The sequence below is a fragment of the Alteribacter natronophilus genome (genome assembly GCF_006007885.1).
GTDB classification, from domain to species: Bacteria; Bacillota; Bacilli; order Bacillales; family Salisediminibacteriaceae; genus Alteribacter; species Alteribacter natronophilus.
In genome coordinates, this window is sequence record NZ_VCRO01000001.1 from 741,601 (window position 1) to 756,335 (window position 14,735).

At 46.6% G+C, this 14,735-nt stretch carries 12 protein-coding genes; 4 read left to right on the plus strand and 8 right to left on the minus strand.

What is annotated here, in order from left to right; all coding sequences use genetic code 11:
- Window positions 1-18: 18 nt before the first annotated feature.
- The gene (locus FGB90_RS03730) at window positions 19-1,260 is read right to left on the minus strand and encodes a M20/M25/M40 family metallo-hydrolase (protein ID WP_246056042.1); all 1,242 of its coding nucleotides are present in this window, start codon (window positions 1,258-1,260) and stop codon (window positions 19-21) included.
- 115 nt (window positions 1,261-1,375) lie between these two features.
- Between FGB90_RS03730 and FGB90_RS03735 the strand changes: the two genes are divergently transcribed.
- Both FGB90_RS03735 and FGB90_RS03740 read left to right on the plus strand, forming a co-directional pair.
- Entirely contained in the window at window positions 1,376-2,437 is a 1,062-nt protein-coding gene (locus FGB90_RS03735; RefSeq protein WP_138809212.1) for an AbrB family transcriptional regulator, read from the plus strand.
- 230 nt (window positions 2,438-2,667) lie between these two features.
- Entirely contained in the window at window positions 2,668-3,282 is a 615-nt protein-coding gene (locus FGB90_RS03740; RefSeq protein WP_138809213.1) for a YitT family protein, read from the plus strand.
- A 263-nt stretch (window positions 3,283-3,545) separates the two neighbouring features.
- Here the strand turns inward: FGB90_RS03740 and FGB90_RS03745 are convergent, their stop codons facing one another.
- The 3 genes from FGB90_RS03745 to FGB90_RS03755 form a co-directional block, all read right to left on the minus strand.
- Window positions 3,546-4,268, minus strand: coding sequence for a M50 family metallopeptidase (locus FGB90_RS03745; RefSeq protein ID WP_171051684.1), 723 nt, complete (start codon window positions 4,266-4,268; stop codon window positions 3,546-3,548).
- Window positions 4,269-4,286: 18 nt separating this feature from the next.
- A complete protein-coding gene (locus tag FGB90_RS03750) occupies window positions 4,287-5,159 on the minus strand; it encodes a CvfB family protein (RefSeq protein ID WP_138809215.1) in 873 nt (290 codons plus the stop codon).
- Between the two features lie 93 nt (window positions 5,160-5,252).
- The gene (locus tag FGB90_RS03755; RefSeq protein WP_138809216.1) at window positions 5,253-6,008 is read right to left on the minus strand and encodes a DUF429 domain-containing protein; all 756 of its coding nucleotides are present in this window, start codon (window positions 6,006-6,008) and stop codon (window positions 5,253-5,255) included.
- 114 nt (window positions 6,009-6,122) lie between these two features.
- On the opposite strand from FGB90_RS03755, the gene FGB90_RS03760 reads away from it, so the two are divergent.
- On the plus strand, window positions 6,123-6,983 hold the full coding sequence (locus tag FGB90_RS03760; protein ID WP_438502671.1) for a dimethylarginine dimethylaminohydrolase family protein: 861 nt from the start codon (window positions 6,123-6,125) through the stop codon (window positions 6,981-6,983).
- Here the strand turns inward: FGB90_RS03760 and FGB90_RS03765 are convergent.
- The 3 genes from FGB90_RS03765 to FGB90_RS03775 form a co-directional block, all read right to left on the minus strand.
- A complete protein-coding gene (locus FGB90_RS03765; protein WP_171051685.1) occupies window positions 6,977-8,161 on the minus strand; it encodes a DUF2515 family protein in 1,185 nt (394 codons plus the stop codon). The two genes, FGB90_RS03760 and FGB90_RS03765, sit on opposite strands and share 7 nt — an antisense overlap.
- Window positions 8,162-8,238: 77 nt before the next feature.
- On the minus strand, window positions 8,239-8,931 hold the full coding sequence (locus tag FGB90_RS03770; RefSeq protein WP_138809218.1) for an SDR family oxidoreductase: 693 nt from the start codon (window positions 8,929-8,931) through the stop codon (window positions 8,239-8,241).
- 372 nt (window positions 8,932-9,303) lie between these two features.
- Window positions 9,304-12,876 (minus strand): dynamin family protein, encoded by a 3,573-nt coding sequence (locus tag FGB90_RS03775; RefSeq protein WP_138809219.1) that lies wholly within the window; start codon window positions 12,874-12,876, stop codon window positions 9,304-9,306.
- A 143-nt stretch (window positions 12,877-13,019) separates the two neighbouring features.
- On the opposite strand from FGB90_RS03775, the gene FGB90_RS03780 reads away from it, so the two are divergent.
- Window positions 13,020-13,673, plus strand: coding sequence for an MtnX-like HAD-IB family phosphatase (locus FGB90_RS03780; RefSeq protein ID WP_138809220.1), 654 nt, complete (start codon window positions 13,020-13,022; stop codon window positions 13,671-13,673).
- A gap of 106 nt (window positions 13,674-13,779) precedes the next feature.
- Here FGB90_RS03780 and FGB90_RS03785 read toward each other — a convergent pair whose 3' ends face one another.
- Complete coding sequence (locus tag FGB90_RS03785; protein WP_138809221.1) at window positions 13,780-14,700, minus strand: DMT family transporter; 921 nt, start codon at window positions 14,698-14,700, stop codon at window positions 13,780-13,782.
- Window positions 14,701-14,735: the final 35 nt, after the last annotated feature.

Below are 14,735 nucleotides of genomic sequence, written 5' to 3' on the forward strand. Positions count from 1 at the left end.
CCCTCTAAGACCACGGTCTTAATTCGAGGCTGTTTTATTAAGGACTGTCTCTTCACCTTCTGAAACACCAGCCAGTGCCGCGGCAGTGAGGAGAAGATGCTGTGGGCCCAAATGGGCGTCTGTGGGATCAAAATACTCCTGCAGAGTGTGGGCTCCGCCAAAATCTCCGCCGCCTCCCAGAGTAAGGGCGGGGACACCGAGGCTGATCGGAACATTTGAGTCGGTACTGATTGGTCCGCTTAAAGCCGGTGTCAAACCAAGAGTACTGACTGCCGCGGCTGCAGCCTGCACGATCGGGCTGTCCTGCGACTGACTGCCGGCTGGTCTGTCCCCGACTTTTTCTTTTTTAACAGTTATATCTTTTCTGTTCCACCTGTCATTTTCTTCTGCTGCAGCATCATCTACCAGTTTCAGCACTTTATTTTCAAGTTTTACGAGCTCCATCTGGTCTGTTGAGCGAAGGTCAATAACCATGACCGCTTCGGCTGAAATTGTATTTACGGATGTACCCCCGGAAACCTCTCCTACTGTAAAGGTCGTTTTCGGCTCACCCGGTACATTCAGATCGGCAATCTTCGCAACGGCTCTCCCCAGTGCGTGATTGGCGCTTGGCACACCGAAATCACCAAAACTGTGCCCCCCCGGGGAATGAAAGGAAATCCTGTACCTTCTGCTGCCGGTTCCCTGAAAAATAATCCGCTCGGGAGAGCCCGGCTCCACGGAAATGAAGGCGTCTATATCACTTCTCGTATTAAAGAGATTTTTAACACCGTAAAGATCCCCGAGTCCCTCTTCACCCACTGTCGCTCCTATTATTAAGTCACCTCTGAAAGTCAGCCCTGTGCTGTTTACAGCACGTGCAAACGTCAGTACACAGGCAAGACCTCTTCCATCGTCTGCTATTCCCGGAGCGTACACTTTACCATCCTTCCATTCAGGATCAATAGCAGTACCTTCGGGGAAAACAGTATCCAGATGAGCACTTATGACGAGCTTCGGTGCATCAGGATCACTGCCCCTGCGTATACCAAACACATTTCCGGCATTATCTGTCGTCACTTCCTCAACCCCGTACTTTTCCAGTTTTGACGCGAAGACGGTGCCTCTCTCACTTTCACTGAAAGTCGGGGCAGGTATACTGGTAAGTTCAATCTGCTCATCAAGTGTATATCCTGCTGTTTTTTCGATCAGCTCCAGTGTTTTCTTTATATCCTCTCTGCTGTAAAGCCTCCTGAGTGTCTTTTTTATTTTCCCATCCATTATGAACATGCCTCATTTCCCTGTGCTTTAACTGAATATTCCTGCGTCTCATGTTAAATATGATACAATGCTTCTATCAGACAATTCGTTTCACTAAATAGATTGGAGTCCTGTCATGAATACACGTACAGTCAGGTTTCTCGAAACCATCCTGATTGGTCTTGCCGGTGGTACATTATTTGTCCTCCTTGATTTTCCCCTTCCGTGGGTACTCGGTCCCCTTGCTTTTGTTATGTTATGGCAGGGAATCACAAAAAGAAAGATACTCTGGCCTGACCCTTTAAAAGAAGCGGGATTTCTGACCCTCGGTCTCTATTTCGGTATGTATTTTACAGCTGCGACCATGGCTGTTGTTGTCCCGTACCTTTTACCCTACGTGGTATCAACACTGCTTCTTATCATTTCCAGTATCATTCTCGCATCAGCTGCTTCCAGGTTTATAGCCGTGGACAGAATTACAAGTGTTTTCGGCTCAATTCCCGGTGGGCTCTCTGAAATGGCCATTGCCAGTGAAGCTTTAAAAGCCAACACATCACTTGTTGTCATCTTTCAGACAGTACGGCTGATTGCGGTTCTTTTCACAGTTCCTTTTGTAATTATTTATACTTTTTCCGATGGTATGGGCAGACAGGGTACGGGTATGCCTGTTCATGAAGGAGCTGTCCCGTGGGGAGCTGAAGCACTGTGGCTGGTCCTCCCTGTCATTGGAGGCCTTCTTCTGAAGGACCGCATTCCAGCCGGAATTGTTATTATTCCACTGGTTATGACTGCCGCTCTTAATATTGCTGTAACACCATTGCCATCACTGCCAGTTCTATTAATTATTGCTGCACAGATTGCAGTCGGAACAGGTCTGGGTAAAAGAATATCATTTGAAGACCTGAAGCTCGGCGGTAAATACTGCTTCGTTTATTTTGGTATTGCCATTGCACTGATTGCCGTTTCGTTTGTTCTTGGGGCAGGCCTTGCATGGATCACCACGCTAAACCTTGCTACTGCACTTCTCAGTGTTGCCCCCGGGGGTCTTATTGAGATGGTACTCACTGCCTCCGCTGTAGGCGGTGATCCTGCTGTCGTCAGTGCCCTTCAGCTTACAAGACTTATGGTCATTATTATTCTTGTACCCCCGTTTTTAAAATGGTACTTCAGAAGAAACCTGGAGTTTTCACGGGAATGATAGATCCGCCGGTTCCGGCGGATTTTTTTCTGCACAGCTCTTCTTTCGCCTGTCACAATTCTATCACAGTCAGTCCGGAATTCTCATTATTCAGCAGCTTCACTTCATCGCTTAAAAGCGTAAACGCGTTTATGTGGGTGTTTGTGCGCTTTACCGAAGCGCGGTATAATCTTTTTTGTGTGTTTTTGCACAAATACATCATGAGTTCCATACTTGGGAGTGTGAATTGTGTGCTCAGAATACTTTATATGATGACTGGATGTGCCATCGTCAGTTTTGGGGTACTTATCCTGCAGAGTTCTGAAATTATAACCGGGGGTACTGCCGGGCTTGCCCTCAGTATGTCATACCTGACACCGTGGTCGTTTGCGGTAACGTTTTTCCTTATCAATCTGCCGTTTTATGTTTTGTCTGCGATAAGAATGGGATGGAATTTCACGCTTTCTACTCTATTTGCAGTGACCACCCTGTCACTCATGACAGAAGTGATGCAGTATCTTCCATCATTCAGCCTGTCCCCTCTCACCGGGGCTCTCGTTGGCGGCGCTGTCATTGGGGCGGGTCTATGTATTCTTTTTCTGAATAAATCCTCTCTGGGCGGTGCTAACATACTGTCTCTCGTCCTTCAGAAACGATTTGGCATCGATCCGGGTAAAACACTGTTTGCTTTTGATACGCTTGTTATTCTGACAGGCCTGATTAGTGTAGGACTGGTCCGGGGACTCTATTCGATCCTTTCTGTTCTCGTTATTTCGTTTATAATCAGCCTACTGAAAAATCGGATCGCAAGGAACAATGCAGATACACCTGCTGCTGAAACTGAACCTGCCGGACAGGCTTCATAGCAATGAAAAAGCCTCTCAGCCCCTGTAACTTAAGGGCTGGGAGGCTTTTTCGTGCAGCTCCTCTGGTTACTGTTTCAGCTTAATTTACTGCACTTCCCCTTCAAATTGTGGAATAGGCGCTCCGCTTCACTCCGTCTGTTAGCTTTCCGCGGCAGTGCGGTGAGCCTCACTGGGCTGGCGCTCTGCGGGGCTCACCCTGGCCCCTTCTGCCGCAGGAGTCTCATTGCCGGCATTAAGCTCCGTACGTACCACAGAACTGTTTTTTATAGTATGAGGATTGTATGAAAGGAATGTGCTGTGCCGGAGATTATGGTGGAAATCAATCCGGCAGGATCATCGGAAAACCAGATGATCATCCCTGCAGCGAAACAGACAAGAGCCTGACCTGCAAAAACGATGCCCCATAATGGGGCGGGAATTTTTGTTTCCGCAGCAAGAAAGTCCGCATCCCCTGCATGATGGGACCGGGAGAAACTTAAAATACAGACCGTCAGAGCACTTGCAGGTGCCTGAATGAGGAGCATCATTCCAATGATGATTACGACAGAAGTTAGATAATCAGTACCAGTATAATAAAATAGAGCACCGGAGAACCCAAGCACGGACATTACCCAGAGCATACCGATCAGGTTCCGTATATAAAAAAGCGCACTGATCAATAAAAAAACGGCCACTGCAGCCGCCAGTTCCATTACAAAACCGCTTTTAAGAAAGTAAATATAAAGTACACTTATTAATGAGGCTGCAGGATAACCTGCAAGAATAGTGAGGATCCTGCCTGCTTTATGGTGATGAAAGCGGGCCAGCCCACCTGTATCATGAAACAGGTGGACCGATTCTACCCGTCCTCCTGTGAGGCGGGCGGTAAACGCGTGGCCGATTACTTCGTGTACGAGTGTATTGAACAGTTTGAAATACGGACCGATGACCGGAATAAAAGACAGGACGAGGACCAGTGTAAACACAATGGCGTATTCATTAAACACTGCAGACCCTCCCACTGACTATTCGTCACCACTTTCCGTCACAGCAATCGTTCTGCCGGCTTCCTGTCTGATTTTTCCTTCCTTCATCAGTCTGCCGAGCGCCCGTTTAAAAGAAGCTTTGCTTATCCCGAATATCTGGCGGATTTCCTCCGGGTCGCTTTTATCGGTAAGCGGTATTTCTCCTCCCATACGCATGAGGTACGCAAAAACAGCCTCTGTATCTTCGTCCAGAGCATCCTGTTTCAGGGGACGCAGGGTGATATTGAGTGACCCGTCCTCTTTTACTCCAATCACACGTCCGTCCAGCCATTCTCCAAGCCTGGGTTCCTCTTTTCGTTCACTGTAATGGATAAACCCTCTGTAACCTTCCGTGGTAATGACGAACGACCCTACTTTTGTGGATCTGTAAACTCTTCCTTCAACAGTCTGATGTTTCATGCCGGCAGGAGCCGTACTGAAGGATGACTCCACAGCTGTTTCTGTTGCGGGTTTTGCAAGCAGGCGTCCCTTTTTATCAGTACTGAGGGTTACAAACAGTTCATCACCTTTACGGGGCCAGACTTTTTCAAGGAGCGGAAGATCGTCTGAGGAAACAAGTATGTCTTCCTTTAATCCAGCATCGATAAATACCCCCAGTCCTTTCACTGTATCAACAACGGCTGCCCAGTTATATGTATCCGTTGTAATGCTTGGAATGACTGTAGTAGCTACGGTTTCTCCCTTTTTATTTTTATAGATAAACACTCTTACTTCGTCCCCGGGTGACGGGACGCTGGAGGTTTCCTGCTTTGGAAGAACGACAATCCGTTCTCCGTCGCTCAGTATGCAGTCCCCGCCGATCTCCTGACTGACTGTTAATGTTTCAATTGTACCTGGCTGGAATGTATCCATTTATTACGCCTTCTTTCGTTAATAGTATAGTTCGGTCGTATCAAGTGCAGCGCGGTCGTTTATAGTGCAGTACGTGACACTCCCCCCAGTTTATCACGACTGAAAGATTACTTCCTCAGGCGGGAAATGATAAATCCATCCTTCCTGCTGCCAGATTCCACCCTCGGGCGGGTGGACAAGCCGGGGGAAGTGTTCACCGTCCAATGCAAACGCGGCTGCATGAAGAGCACAGATACAGGCATCATAAGCATCGGTCCCCGGTGCTGCCGTCTCCGGAATAATACTGTGGATAAACGGGATAGCAGAAGCACTGCTCGTCTTTTTTACAAGTGCAGGATAAACCTCGATAATTTCCTTAAAGGATTTCTTTGATTCAAAGGGTCTCGCAGTAAATCCCCACTCTCTTTCCCATGTCCTTACATGACTCATGGCAACTGTTGCATTATTGCCAATTCGGTCGAAGGCTGCGGAGAGAGGCTTTTTCCGGAACTGTCTTTGAATATAACGCTCTGCATCCCTGTATGCAAGCGGATTCTCAATTTCCTTTGCAGGCTTGCCTGGTAAAGTGAAATTCCCATTTAAAAATCGCGTCAGAGCTGCAGGAAACGACAGAGGTGCATCGATGCCGATTACAATCCTCGTGGCAGCCAGATCCTCTTCAGCAAGGGCTCCACGAGCCATGTCGAGCGGTGTCCAGAGCTCTCCGGCCGGTAAAGTGTACTCCGCCGGCTCCATAGCCCAGGTGAGTTTTCCTTTATTAATTTTCATTACAGCAATACCATGGCTGGAGCCCATCCATCCGCCGACATCCCATCCGATCGCTGTGATTGTGTGCTTTTCCTGATCCATTATCAACTCTCCCCCACATTTACTGAATAATTTACCTGAACATTACCCTCATATCAATTGGGTAAAGCGACGGGGATTGGAAAAAGTAATAAAAACAGAAGAAGGGTGATTACGTTGAATAAGACAGATCAGATCATGCAGTCGTTCTGTGATTCGGAATTTGGAAAGCTGATCCGGGTGGCCGTCTGTGAACCCGAGCATATAGAAATCCGTGATCCCATTAACGAGACCCAGAAACAATATACAAAAGAAGGAATCGATACAGAGAAGGCAATGTATCAGCATGGTGAGTTCTGCAGGGTAATGGAGGATAATGGTGTCGAAGTGATTCGCCTTTCCCCGCTTCAGGAACATCCGGAGCAGGTTTTTACCCGGGATATAGCATTTACACTGGGGAAAACCATTTTTGTTGCCGAGATGGCCGCACAGGTAAGGATCGGTGAGGAAGATCACTTAAAGGACTGGCTGAAAAAGGAGAAAATCAGTTACTACAATATTCTTGGCGATACAATAGAGGGCGGAGATATTATCGTTGACGGCTCAAACATTTATGCGGGGATCAGTGACAGGACAAACAGGGCTTCAGTGGAACATCTGGAAAGCCTGCTTCCCTCCCATTCCGTCGTTCCAATTGCCTTCCCGCACAAGTATCTGCACCTGGACTGCATTTTTAATATTCTCAGTCCGGAGCACGCCATCCTGTTTAAAGGGGTAATGGATGAGTTTGATGAGGAGCTTCTAACCTCCCGTTATGACTGTATAGAGGTTTCGGAGGAAGAACAGTTCACCCTCGGGACAAACGTACTCTCCCTCGGAAACGGCACCGTCATCAGTCTTCCTGTTAACAAAGATGTAAACAGGAAGATGAGGGATAAAGGTTATCAGGTAATTGAAGTAGATATTTCGGAAATAATTAAGTCAGGCGGTTCCTTCAGATGCTGTTCAATGCCTATTCTCCGCCAGCGTTCCTACTGAAGATGGTTTTTTGCTTTCTGAAAAAGCCACATTGTATGAAGATCAAGACAGTATTCCTTTGATAACTCAGGGGTTTCAGTCTTGACTGGATATCTGAAAAACTCAATAATTTCCTGTCCGGCATACCAGTCATCTCTTGAAGGCGTGCCGTGAATGCTGTCCGCCCATGCCTGTTCCAATGAAGGGCTGTATAAAAATGGCGGCTTTTCCACTCGTGTACAGCTGTGCCACCCCCGGCCGGCAGCTGCCTTACTGCTGCCGGAAAACATATGGGGCCAGTAATCCTCACGGGATCCCGTATGGGGTGTACCTTTGGCGAATATCTCCGTTTCCAGACGCCGTTTACGATTACCAAAAAGCAGACTGTAAAGAGAAAGACCGGTTTTAATCCGGCTTCCCGGCTCTGTGAAGGAAGACACTTTTATTCCGGACAACGGCACACGCTTTCTTTTCCTGCGGGGAAATATAACGGATGTAAGCTGGAACATCTCCTGAACCTGAAACTGCCAGCCGGAAAAAACACTCTGGATAAAACCCGGGTTTTCAACGATCCGTTTCTGTATATAATGCTGTTCGTTAATGATGAGTCCAGCGGTCAAAAATGCCCGGTCACCCGTCTCGGAAAAAATGTCCCATACCGGCTTCATAAACGATGAGACCGAAAATACCTGCAGAAGTTCAGAAAAGGAGTTACCTGATTTCCTGCTTTCTTCATACAGCCTTAGCTGAGGATATGCATCATTAAAAATAAGATAATTTGCAGCCTCAAGAAATGAAAAGTAACTCTCCCTGGTTTTTTCTCCGATGACACCTTTGAGAAGGGACCCTTTTAAATCGGTCATATTCCAGCCACCGTTCCGGGAAACCATATGTGCCAGAAAAGCCCAGTGAAGATCCGGATTTCTACTGTAAAAGTCAAGGTAGGCTCTCGTCCTTGTTACATTGTTCCGGTTGAATTCTTTTGTTTCCCTGCGGATCCGTTTCACTAACGTAAGACTGTCTCCATATACTGCAGCAGGCTGCCATTCCGTCTTATTCCGAAGTCTTTCTTCCAGACTCCTGATAGAGACCTCCCCGGATGCAGTCGAGTCGGTCATTGCCCCTGTCTGCGGCATACTTTTACTATTTAATACAGAAGCGATATATTGTGTTACCGGTTTAATCAGACGTTTATCCACCAGATTGACGCCCCCTCTATCTAAACCGTATGAGGGCAGAAAAAAGCCCATGCCACTATGGCGGCATGGGCAAGTAATTATTTCTGAGCCGGCTTGACAATAATGTCAACTGAACCCGTTTCCTCACCTGTTCTCAGTGCCTGGACAATGTGCGCAGCTGCGGTTTCGGGCTTAAGCCCCTTTTCTTCTTTGCGCTCAGCCGGAACGCCGCCAAAATCTGTCTGAACCAGGCCGGGAGATACAGTTGAAACTTTAATGTTATACGGGGCCCCTTCTTTAAGAAGCGAACCGCTTAAACCGAGAAGGCCCCACTTGCTCGCACAGTAGGCTCCTGTTTTTTCCCTGCTGGTGTAGGCCAGATCCGATGCTACATTGAGGATATGACCGCCTCCCTGCTCTTTCATTACCGGAAAAACATGTTTACTTAAAAGAAACACTCCTTTCAGATTGGTATTTAGCTGAAGATCCCAGTTTTCCTCGCTCATTTCCTCTACTGTTTCCCAGACCCCGATACCTGCATTGTTTACAAGTACGTCCACTCTTCCGAAATCTTCCATTACCCGGTGAATGAGGTTTTTTACCTGCTCACTATCTGTCACGTCACATGTGTATCCAAAAATACCTGAAGCTTCCTCTTTCAGTGATTCCAGGGATTTTTCGTGTTTTGCTACTGCTAAAACCTTCGTGCCTTCTTCCTCTGCAAGCATCTTCGAGACTGCTTTTCCGATCCCCCTGGCTCCACCAGTTACGATAACAACTTTGTTTTTCATCTGTTTCTCTCCTTTTATGTAAGTCCTCAATACTTTAATTCGTTACCGGGATGCCCTATTCCTCTCCAGGAAGACCCCGGGCCAAATGATGCGTCCGGTAAATAGAAATATGTGCAATCTGTAAAATCCGCGCCGCCATACTTCTCCCCCATCCACTCCTTTACCATGGCATTCCGGAGGCACCGCGTGGGCACTGCAGGAAATCAGAGAAAATAAAAAAAGTGAGGCTGGTACAAGAGATTGTATACAGACGGGAATTGGAACAGACAAAATGCGGTGCAGGTAATTCACTGCGGAAATATACTCCGCTTTATCCGCACTCTGTCAGGATTCTCATCTAAACACATTTCTTATGCTCCAGCCTCATTGCAATTACAGTTTTTCAAGTGATTTAAGTTCGGATTCCAGAAATTCTCTGGCAGCAGGATCAAAAAGTTTCTCAAGCCTGACTTTTTCCCGCTCAAGACTTTCAAGGAATATGCTCTTTACATTCTGCTCCGCGGTAAATATTTCGTGAGCAAGTGATTTCCGGAAGCGTGGACTGTTCATGTCAATAACACGTGCTGCATTTGCCGCCGCTTCTGCCGTTATTGTTTCCTTAACCTTCTTCACTCTGCCGTTTTCAAAGAAATCCTTTTGGGATTTCACCTCATCTTTATACTCTTCAGGTGAGAGTTGAAGCTCTGCGTGAATGGCAGTATCAATACCGCCCACGCTAATACTGCTTTCTGCTGAGAGATGAGGAAGTTCCCTTCTTATACTCTCTTTTTCCTCTTCCATCCATTTTTCAACCCTTCTCTGTATGCGCTGTTCAAGGCGGATGGACGTGGCCTCGAGCTCCTGGCGGAGGAACTGCTCACCAAAGGAAAGCCATTCACTGACTGCCTCGGAAAACCGCGCAAACAGCTGCCTGCGTGATGAACCGGTTATAGTGGTGACATTAAAGGAAGTTGAGAAGTAATCGTTAAATACATAAGTCATTCTCTGTTTCAGGTAGATGAGCAGCTGGTCGAGCTGCTCTTCCACGTCCACACGGAGGGATGTGAAGGAAGACTGCTCAATCCGCTCGGCGCAGCGTGCTGTGATTGACTGTATTCTGAGCTGTTCCTTTTTCTGCTCTTCTTTTTCTGCATTCATAAAGCGGATGCTTTCTCTTACCCGGTTTGTATATCCCCTGAGCTCATCTTCGATAATACTGCAGCTGAGTTTTTTCAGTTCAAGTACTGTCCTGGAGTAAAAGGTATCTTCAAAACGACTGAACGAGTGCTCGTTCTCCAGCTTTCCCTGTTTCCATTTCAGTCCATTTCTGCTTGAAAGGGTGTGTATTCGCGGAGACTGAATCCCGTTCCGCTCAAGCTGGCTGCTCACATGTTTTTTTACACCGTTAAGTTCCGCTTTGCCTGAAGCAAGGTCCGAAGCGTTGATCACAAAGTACAGTTTGTCCCGTGAAAAGCTTTCGTTCACCTTCCCCATCTGCTGAAGGAAGTACTCATCAGCTCTTGAAAAAGCGTGGTTATAGTAGGTCAGATAAAAGATCGCGTCTGATTCGCGCATCTGTCTGAATGCCACATTTGTATGCCTGCCGTGAATGGAATTTACCCCGGGAGTGTCAACCAGGATTAATCCCTTTTCGGTCAGTGGACAGTCAAAGAAGATTTCCGCTTTTGCAACCAGACAAGCGGTCTTTTCCTCAGCCACATAAACCTGAAGATCATCCAGAGCCACTTTTTGCACACTCCCCGGCTCATGTTTTTCTTCAGCCAAGCTTGTTTTTATTGTCTGTAAATAGTGGGAATATGTCCGAATCCGGCTCGTTTCGGCTTTTTTAGCCGGTCGTTTCCAGGAAGACAGTGATTCAAGGTTAACAGATTCTCCAATCTCCTTAGAAACAGCTTTAATTTCCTCTTCAAGTTCTTCACGGGTTTTGAAGTATACAAGAGCTGTTTCATGAGCGTTTTCAGCTGTGCTTTTCCTGACAAGATTCACCGTTGCTGTTGTAGGGTTTGGTGAAACCGGCAGAACATTTCGCCCGAGCAGTGCGTTTGCAAAACTTGATTTACCCGCACTGAACGCTCCAAAAAGGGATATCATAAACGTCTGGTCCCTGTATCGCTCAATACGGTTCAGAAGCTGAAGACGCTCGCTTTCAAGTACAGGAGAATTCTCAAACTGACGAAGGGTACTTTCGATCCCGTTAAGGCGGGCCGATGCTTTCTTTTCATCAAATTCAGGCATTACTTCTTCTTCATGGTCGTCGGCAGTATCTATGACTCCTGCCCCCGGAAGCTCAACTGCCCAGTTCTGCTGCTGATCTTCGGGAAATGGTTTCTTCATCGCTTCATTAAATCCCCGGTCAAGTTCAGCATCTGCCGGCATACTGTTCAGTATTTCATATACAGATGTCCTTAACCCGGCAGTGTCTTCTTCCACGGCACGGTATTTCTCCTCATAGAAAGCCAGTTCCCCCAGTGATTGAAGCTTCTGCTGAACCGCTTCCTTTTTTCTATCGTTTTCTTTCTCCATGCCTTTTGCATATAACCTGATAAAATGCTCGGCCTGGGTTATAACATCCTTCATAACTGCCTTGTTCATCTGTGAAGTAAACGTTCTTACATACTGCTCATCAGTATGTCCGGTGTTTACGTTTGAACGAAACAGAGCTTCCAGGTCAGGGAGGTCAATATCAGCCAGTGCTTCCTGGACTTCCTGACGGTTGGTGAGTGACGACTGTTCCAGCTGTTTGAGATAGTCTTTGACTTTATACAGAACAAGCGTTTTTCCTCTGTCACTTACTTCATCTGCAAGAGCAGTCAGCCTTTTTTGCTGTTCAGCCTCCTTTTTACGACGGCTTGGCAGAATTCCTGTTTTAAAGCCGGGTTTAACCGATTCAATGTATTTAAGGGCAAGATCGGTTGCTGTATAGGGAAATAGAGTTATATTTTCAAACGTCCTCCTGAATGTATCGTGAAAATCCTCCAGCATGATTTTCTCCGGCTGTTTCAGGCGTTCTGCCTCAGCCTCAAGGGTCCCTTTTTCCTCAAGCATGGAAAAGGAAAAACCCCTCTCCACAAGCTCATCCCGGATACCCTGAATTTCCTCCAGTTTCTCCTCTTCCAGCCGCTGGTCGACAGACTGGTAAAATCCTTTTGCAAGTCTCAGTGCCGAAGTGTCCAGGAGACTTTCCGAATTGTAAACAAGGGCCTTAAATGACTTTTCAAACGCTGCATATTCGTTCAGGGGGTGATCCATATCCTTCATTGATGTAAAGTACAGGGCCAGGACCGAGATATCCCATTGAGTGAGTACGTCATTAAGCGACTGTCTGAATTCACCGATCTTAAGCTCATTCTCATTATGCTTGTCAATCTGATTAATAACGAGGATGATCGGTTTTTTTTCAATGGAGCACTGTTTAAGAAACTGAAGATTGGTTTCAGACTGCACGTGATTGTAATCCATGACGTATACAATCAGATCGGTTGTATAAAGCTGCTCGACCGTCACTTTTTTATGATCATCGTCCGTGGAATCCACACCCGGTGTATCCAGTATCACACTATGCGAACCGAGAAAAGGGAGTGGTGCTGTCAGTGTCATCCCGGTTATTTCTGCACCGTCCATCCCCCATTCCCTTACCTTTGGCCAGGGAATTTCCCCATCCCATGCTTTTTCTCCACCGTCTTCACTGTAGACGGTAAGTCCTGGATCTCCATTACGGATTGAAATAATGTTGGCACTTGTCGGAATAGGACTTGTGGGAAGCACTTCTGCACCGGTAATTCTATTTAACAGTGTAGACTTGCCTGCGGAAAAATGTCCGCAGAAAGCCGCTTCAAACATACTTTTATTCTTCTTTTCATTAAGCTTCTGTTTCCGCTTCGTTTCTTCAGGTGTAAGCGGTACATCAGCTTTCAGTTCTGCGTTTGTATTTACTGCTGGATTCATCGCTGTTCCCTCCTGCCTTCATTTTCTACTATAACGGAACAGGCTGCTGTTGAGAAGGCTTTCATCTCCTTTCCCTGAACTCTGTCCTCAAAGTGCAAACATGCTACAATTAGGTAATACAGCGGTAATAGGGGGAAAAGAAAATGAACACTAATTGGGCATTTGTATCAGACTTTGACGGAACAATTTCACTTCAGGATTTTTACTGGATGGTAATTGAGAAGTACTATCCAGAAGGAAGAGAGCTCTATCGCGACTGGAAAGCCGGCAGAATGAAGGATATTGATTTTCTTTCCACCGTATTTTCCTCCATTAATCAGGATGAACAGACAATTATAGATGATATTTATAATATGGAGATTGATAAATACGTGCCTGCCTTTATTCAGGAGGTACAGGCCTCCGGCGGTGACTTTTACATATTAAGTGCGGGTTCTGACTACTATATTCGTCACATGCTCGAAAAACATGGAATTAAAAACGTGGAAGTATATGCGAACAGAGGATTTTACGAAAAACGTAACGTCCGCATGATTACGGATGATTCCGACTGGCATTATCACGAACGTTACGGGATTGACAAATCAAAAGTAGTAAGAAAACTGAAGGAGAAGTATGACAGGGTTTATTTTGCAGGGGACAGTGAGCCTGATTCCCACCCCGCCACCGAAGCTGATATCACATTTGCCAAAGACGTACTTCAGACAATCCTTTCAGAGAGGAATGTCCCTTACATTCCTGCAGGCAGTTTCGAGGATATCCGGCATTATCTTCAGAATGAAGGGATGCTGAAATAAACCAGAACGTGTGCTGGCTATGCCGGCGCACAAAGCCTTCCATCTGTCAAATCAGCCCAGCATATGAATGCTCATGCACTGGAACAGTAAAAAGCCCTGTCAGACATTATGCCTGATAGGGCTTACCTGTTTTTTTACGCTGCCGGATTTTCATATCGGCGTAGCCTGTTCCCAGTATTACACCTGTAACAATCAATACAAAACCTGCAATCTGGGTTAACAGGATCGTTTCTCCAAGCAGAAAGAATGCTCCCACGAGTGCAAAAAACGGAACAAGGTTATTAAAGATTGCTGTCTGACCTGCTCCAATCCGGTGAATTGCTGCGTTGTACAGAATATGCCCGAGACCGGTAGCCAGCACTGCTGAAGAAAAGAACACCAGCCAAACAAGGCCTGAATGACCGGTAACTGCTTCAGACCCCGGATTTTCCAGCAGAAAGCTCAACCCGAGAAGCATGAGCGATCCAATAAGGAGCATAACCCCGGTCAGCTGCCTTGGTGAAACGGATCCGGAAATTTTCTTAATAAAAATAAAACTGACAGCCTGTGAAATCATGGAAAGAAACACCAGGAAATCACCTCTGGCCATATAGGCTGTGTCGCCGTTCTGGGTAACGACAACCGCCACCCCTGCAAATCCTGCGGCAATACCGATCCCCCGCAGTTTTGTGAGACGATCGTTAAGAAACAGGATTGCAAGTAAGGCAGTTGTAACAGGAATCAGACCAAGTATAAGGGAAGCGTTCGATGCTGTTGTACCGGTCAGTCCTATTGCAAGCAGCGAATGGTGGCCAAGCTGGCCGAAAAGTGCGGCACAGGCGATCCAACCCCATTCACTCAGCCTGAGTTTCCTGAGATCTTTCAGAAACCAGAGAACAATGAGAGCTGAGACGGCAGCGATCAGAATTCTCCCTCCCTGCATTGCAACAGGCGGGAAATGATCTACCAGATACTTGACTGCTACAACATTAAAACCCCAGACAATCATAACGAGAAATAAAGTAATATATGTAGTTCCCCTCGACAAGACAGTTCCCTCTTTCACTATGCGTATTCTTCATG

Excerpts from the sequence above, each read along its gene's own strand:
- FGB90_RS03730 (WP_246056042.1), bottom strand. The coding sequence starts at position 1,260 with ATGGATGGGAAAATAAAAAAGACACTCAGGAGGCTTTACAGCAGAGAG.
- FGB90_RS03735 (WP_138809212.1), top strand. The coding sequence starts at position 1,376 with ATGAATACACGTACAGTCAGGTTTCTCGAAACCATCCTGATTGGTCTT.
- FGB90_RS03750 (WP_138809215.1), bottom strand. The coding sequence starts at position 5,159 with ATGGATACATTCCAGCCAGGTACAATTGAAACATTAACAGTCAGTCAG.
- FGB90_RS03755 (WP_138809216.1), bottom strand. The coding sequence starts at position 6,008 with ATGGATCAGGAAAAGCACACAATCACAGCGATCGGATGGGATGTCGGC.
- FGB90_RS03770 (WP_138809218.1), bottom strand. The coding sequence starts at position 8,931 with ATGAAAAACAAAGTTGTTATCGTAACTGGTGGAGCCAGGGGGATCGGA.
- FGB90_RS03775 (WP_138809219.1), bottom strand. The coding sequence starts at position 12,876 with ATGAATCCAGCAGTAAATACAAACGCAGAACTGAAAGCTGATGTACCG.
- FGB90_RS03780 (WP_138809220.1), top strand. The coding sequence starts at position 13,020 with ATGAACACTAATTGGGCATTTGTATCAGACTTTGACGGAACAATTTCA.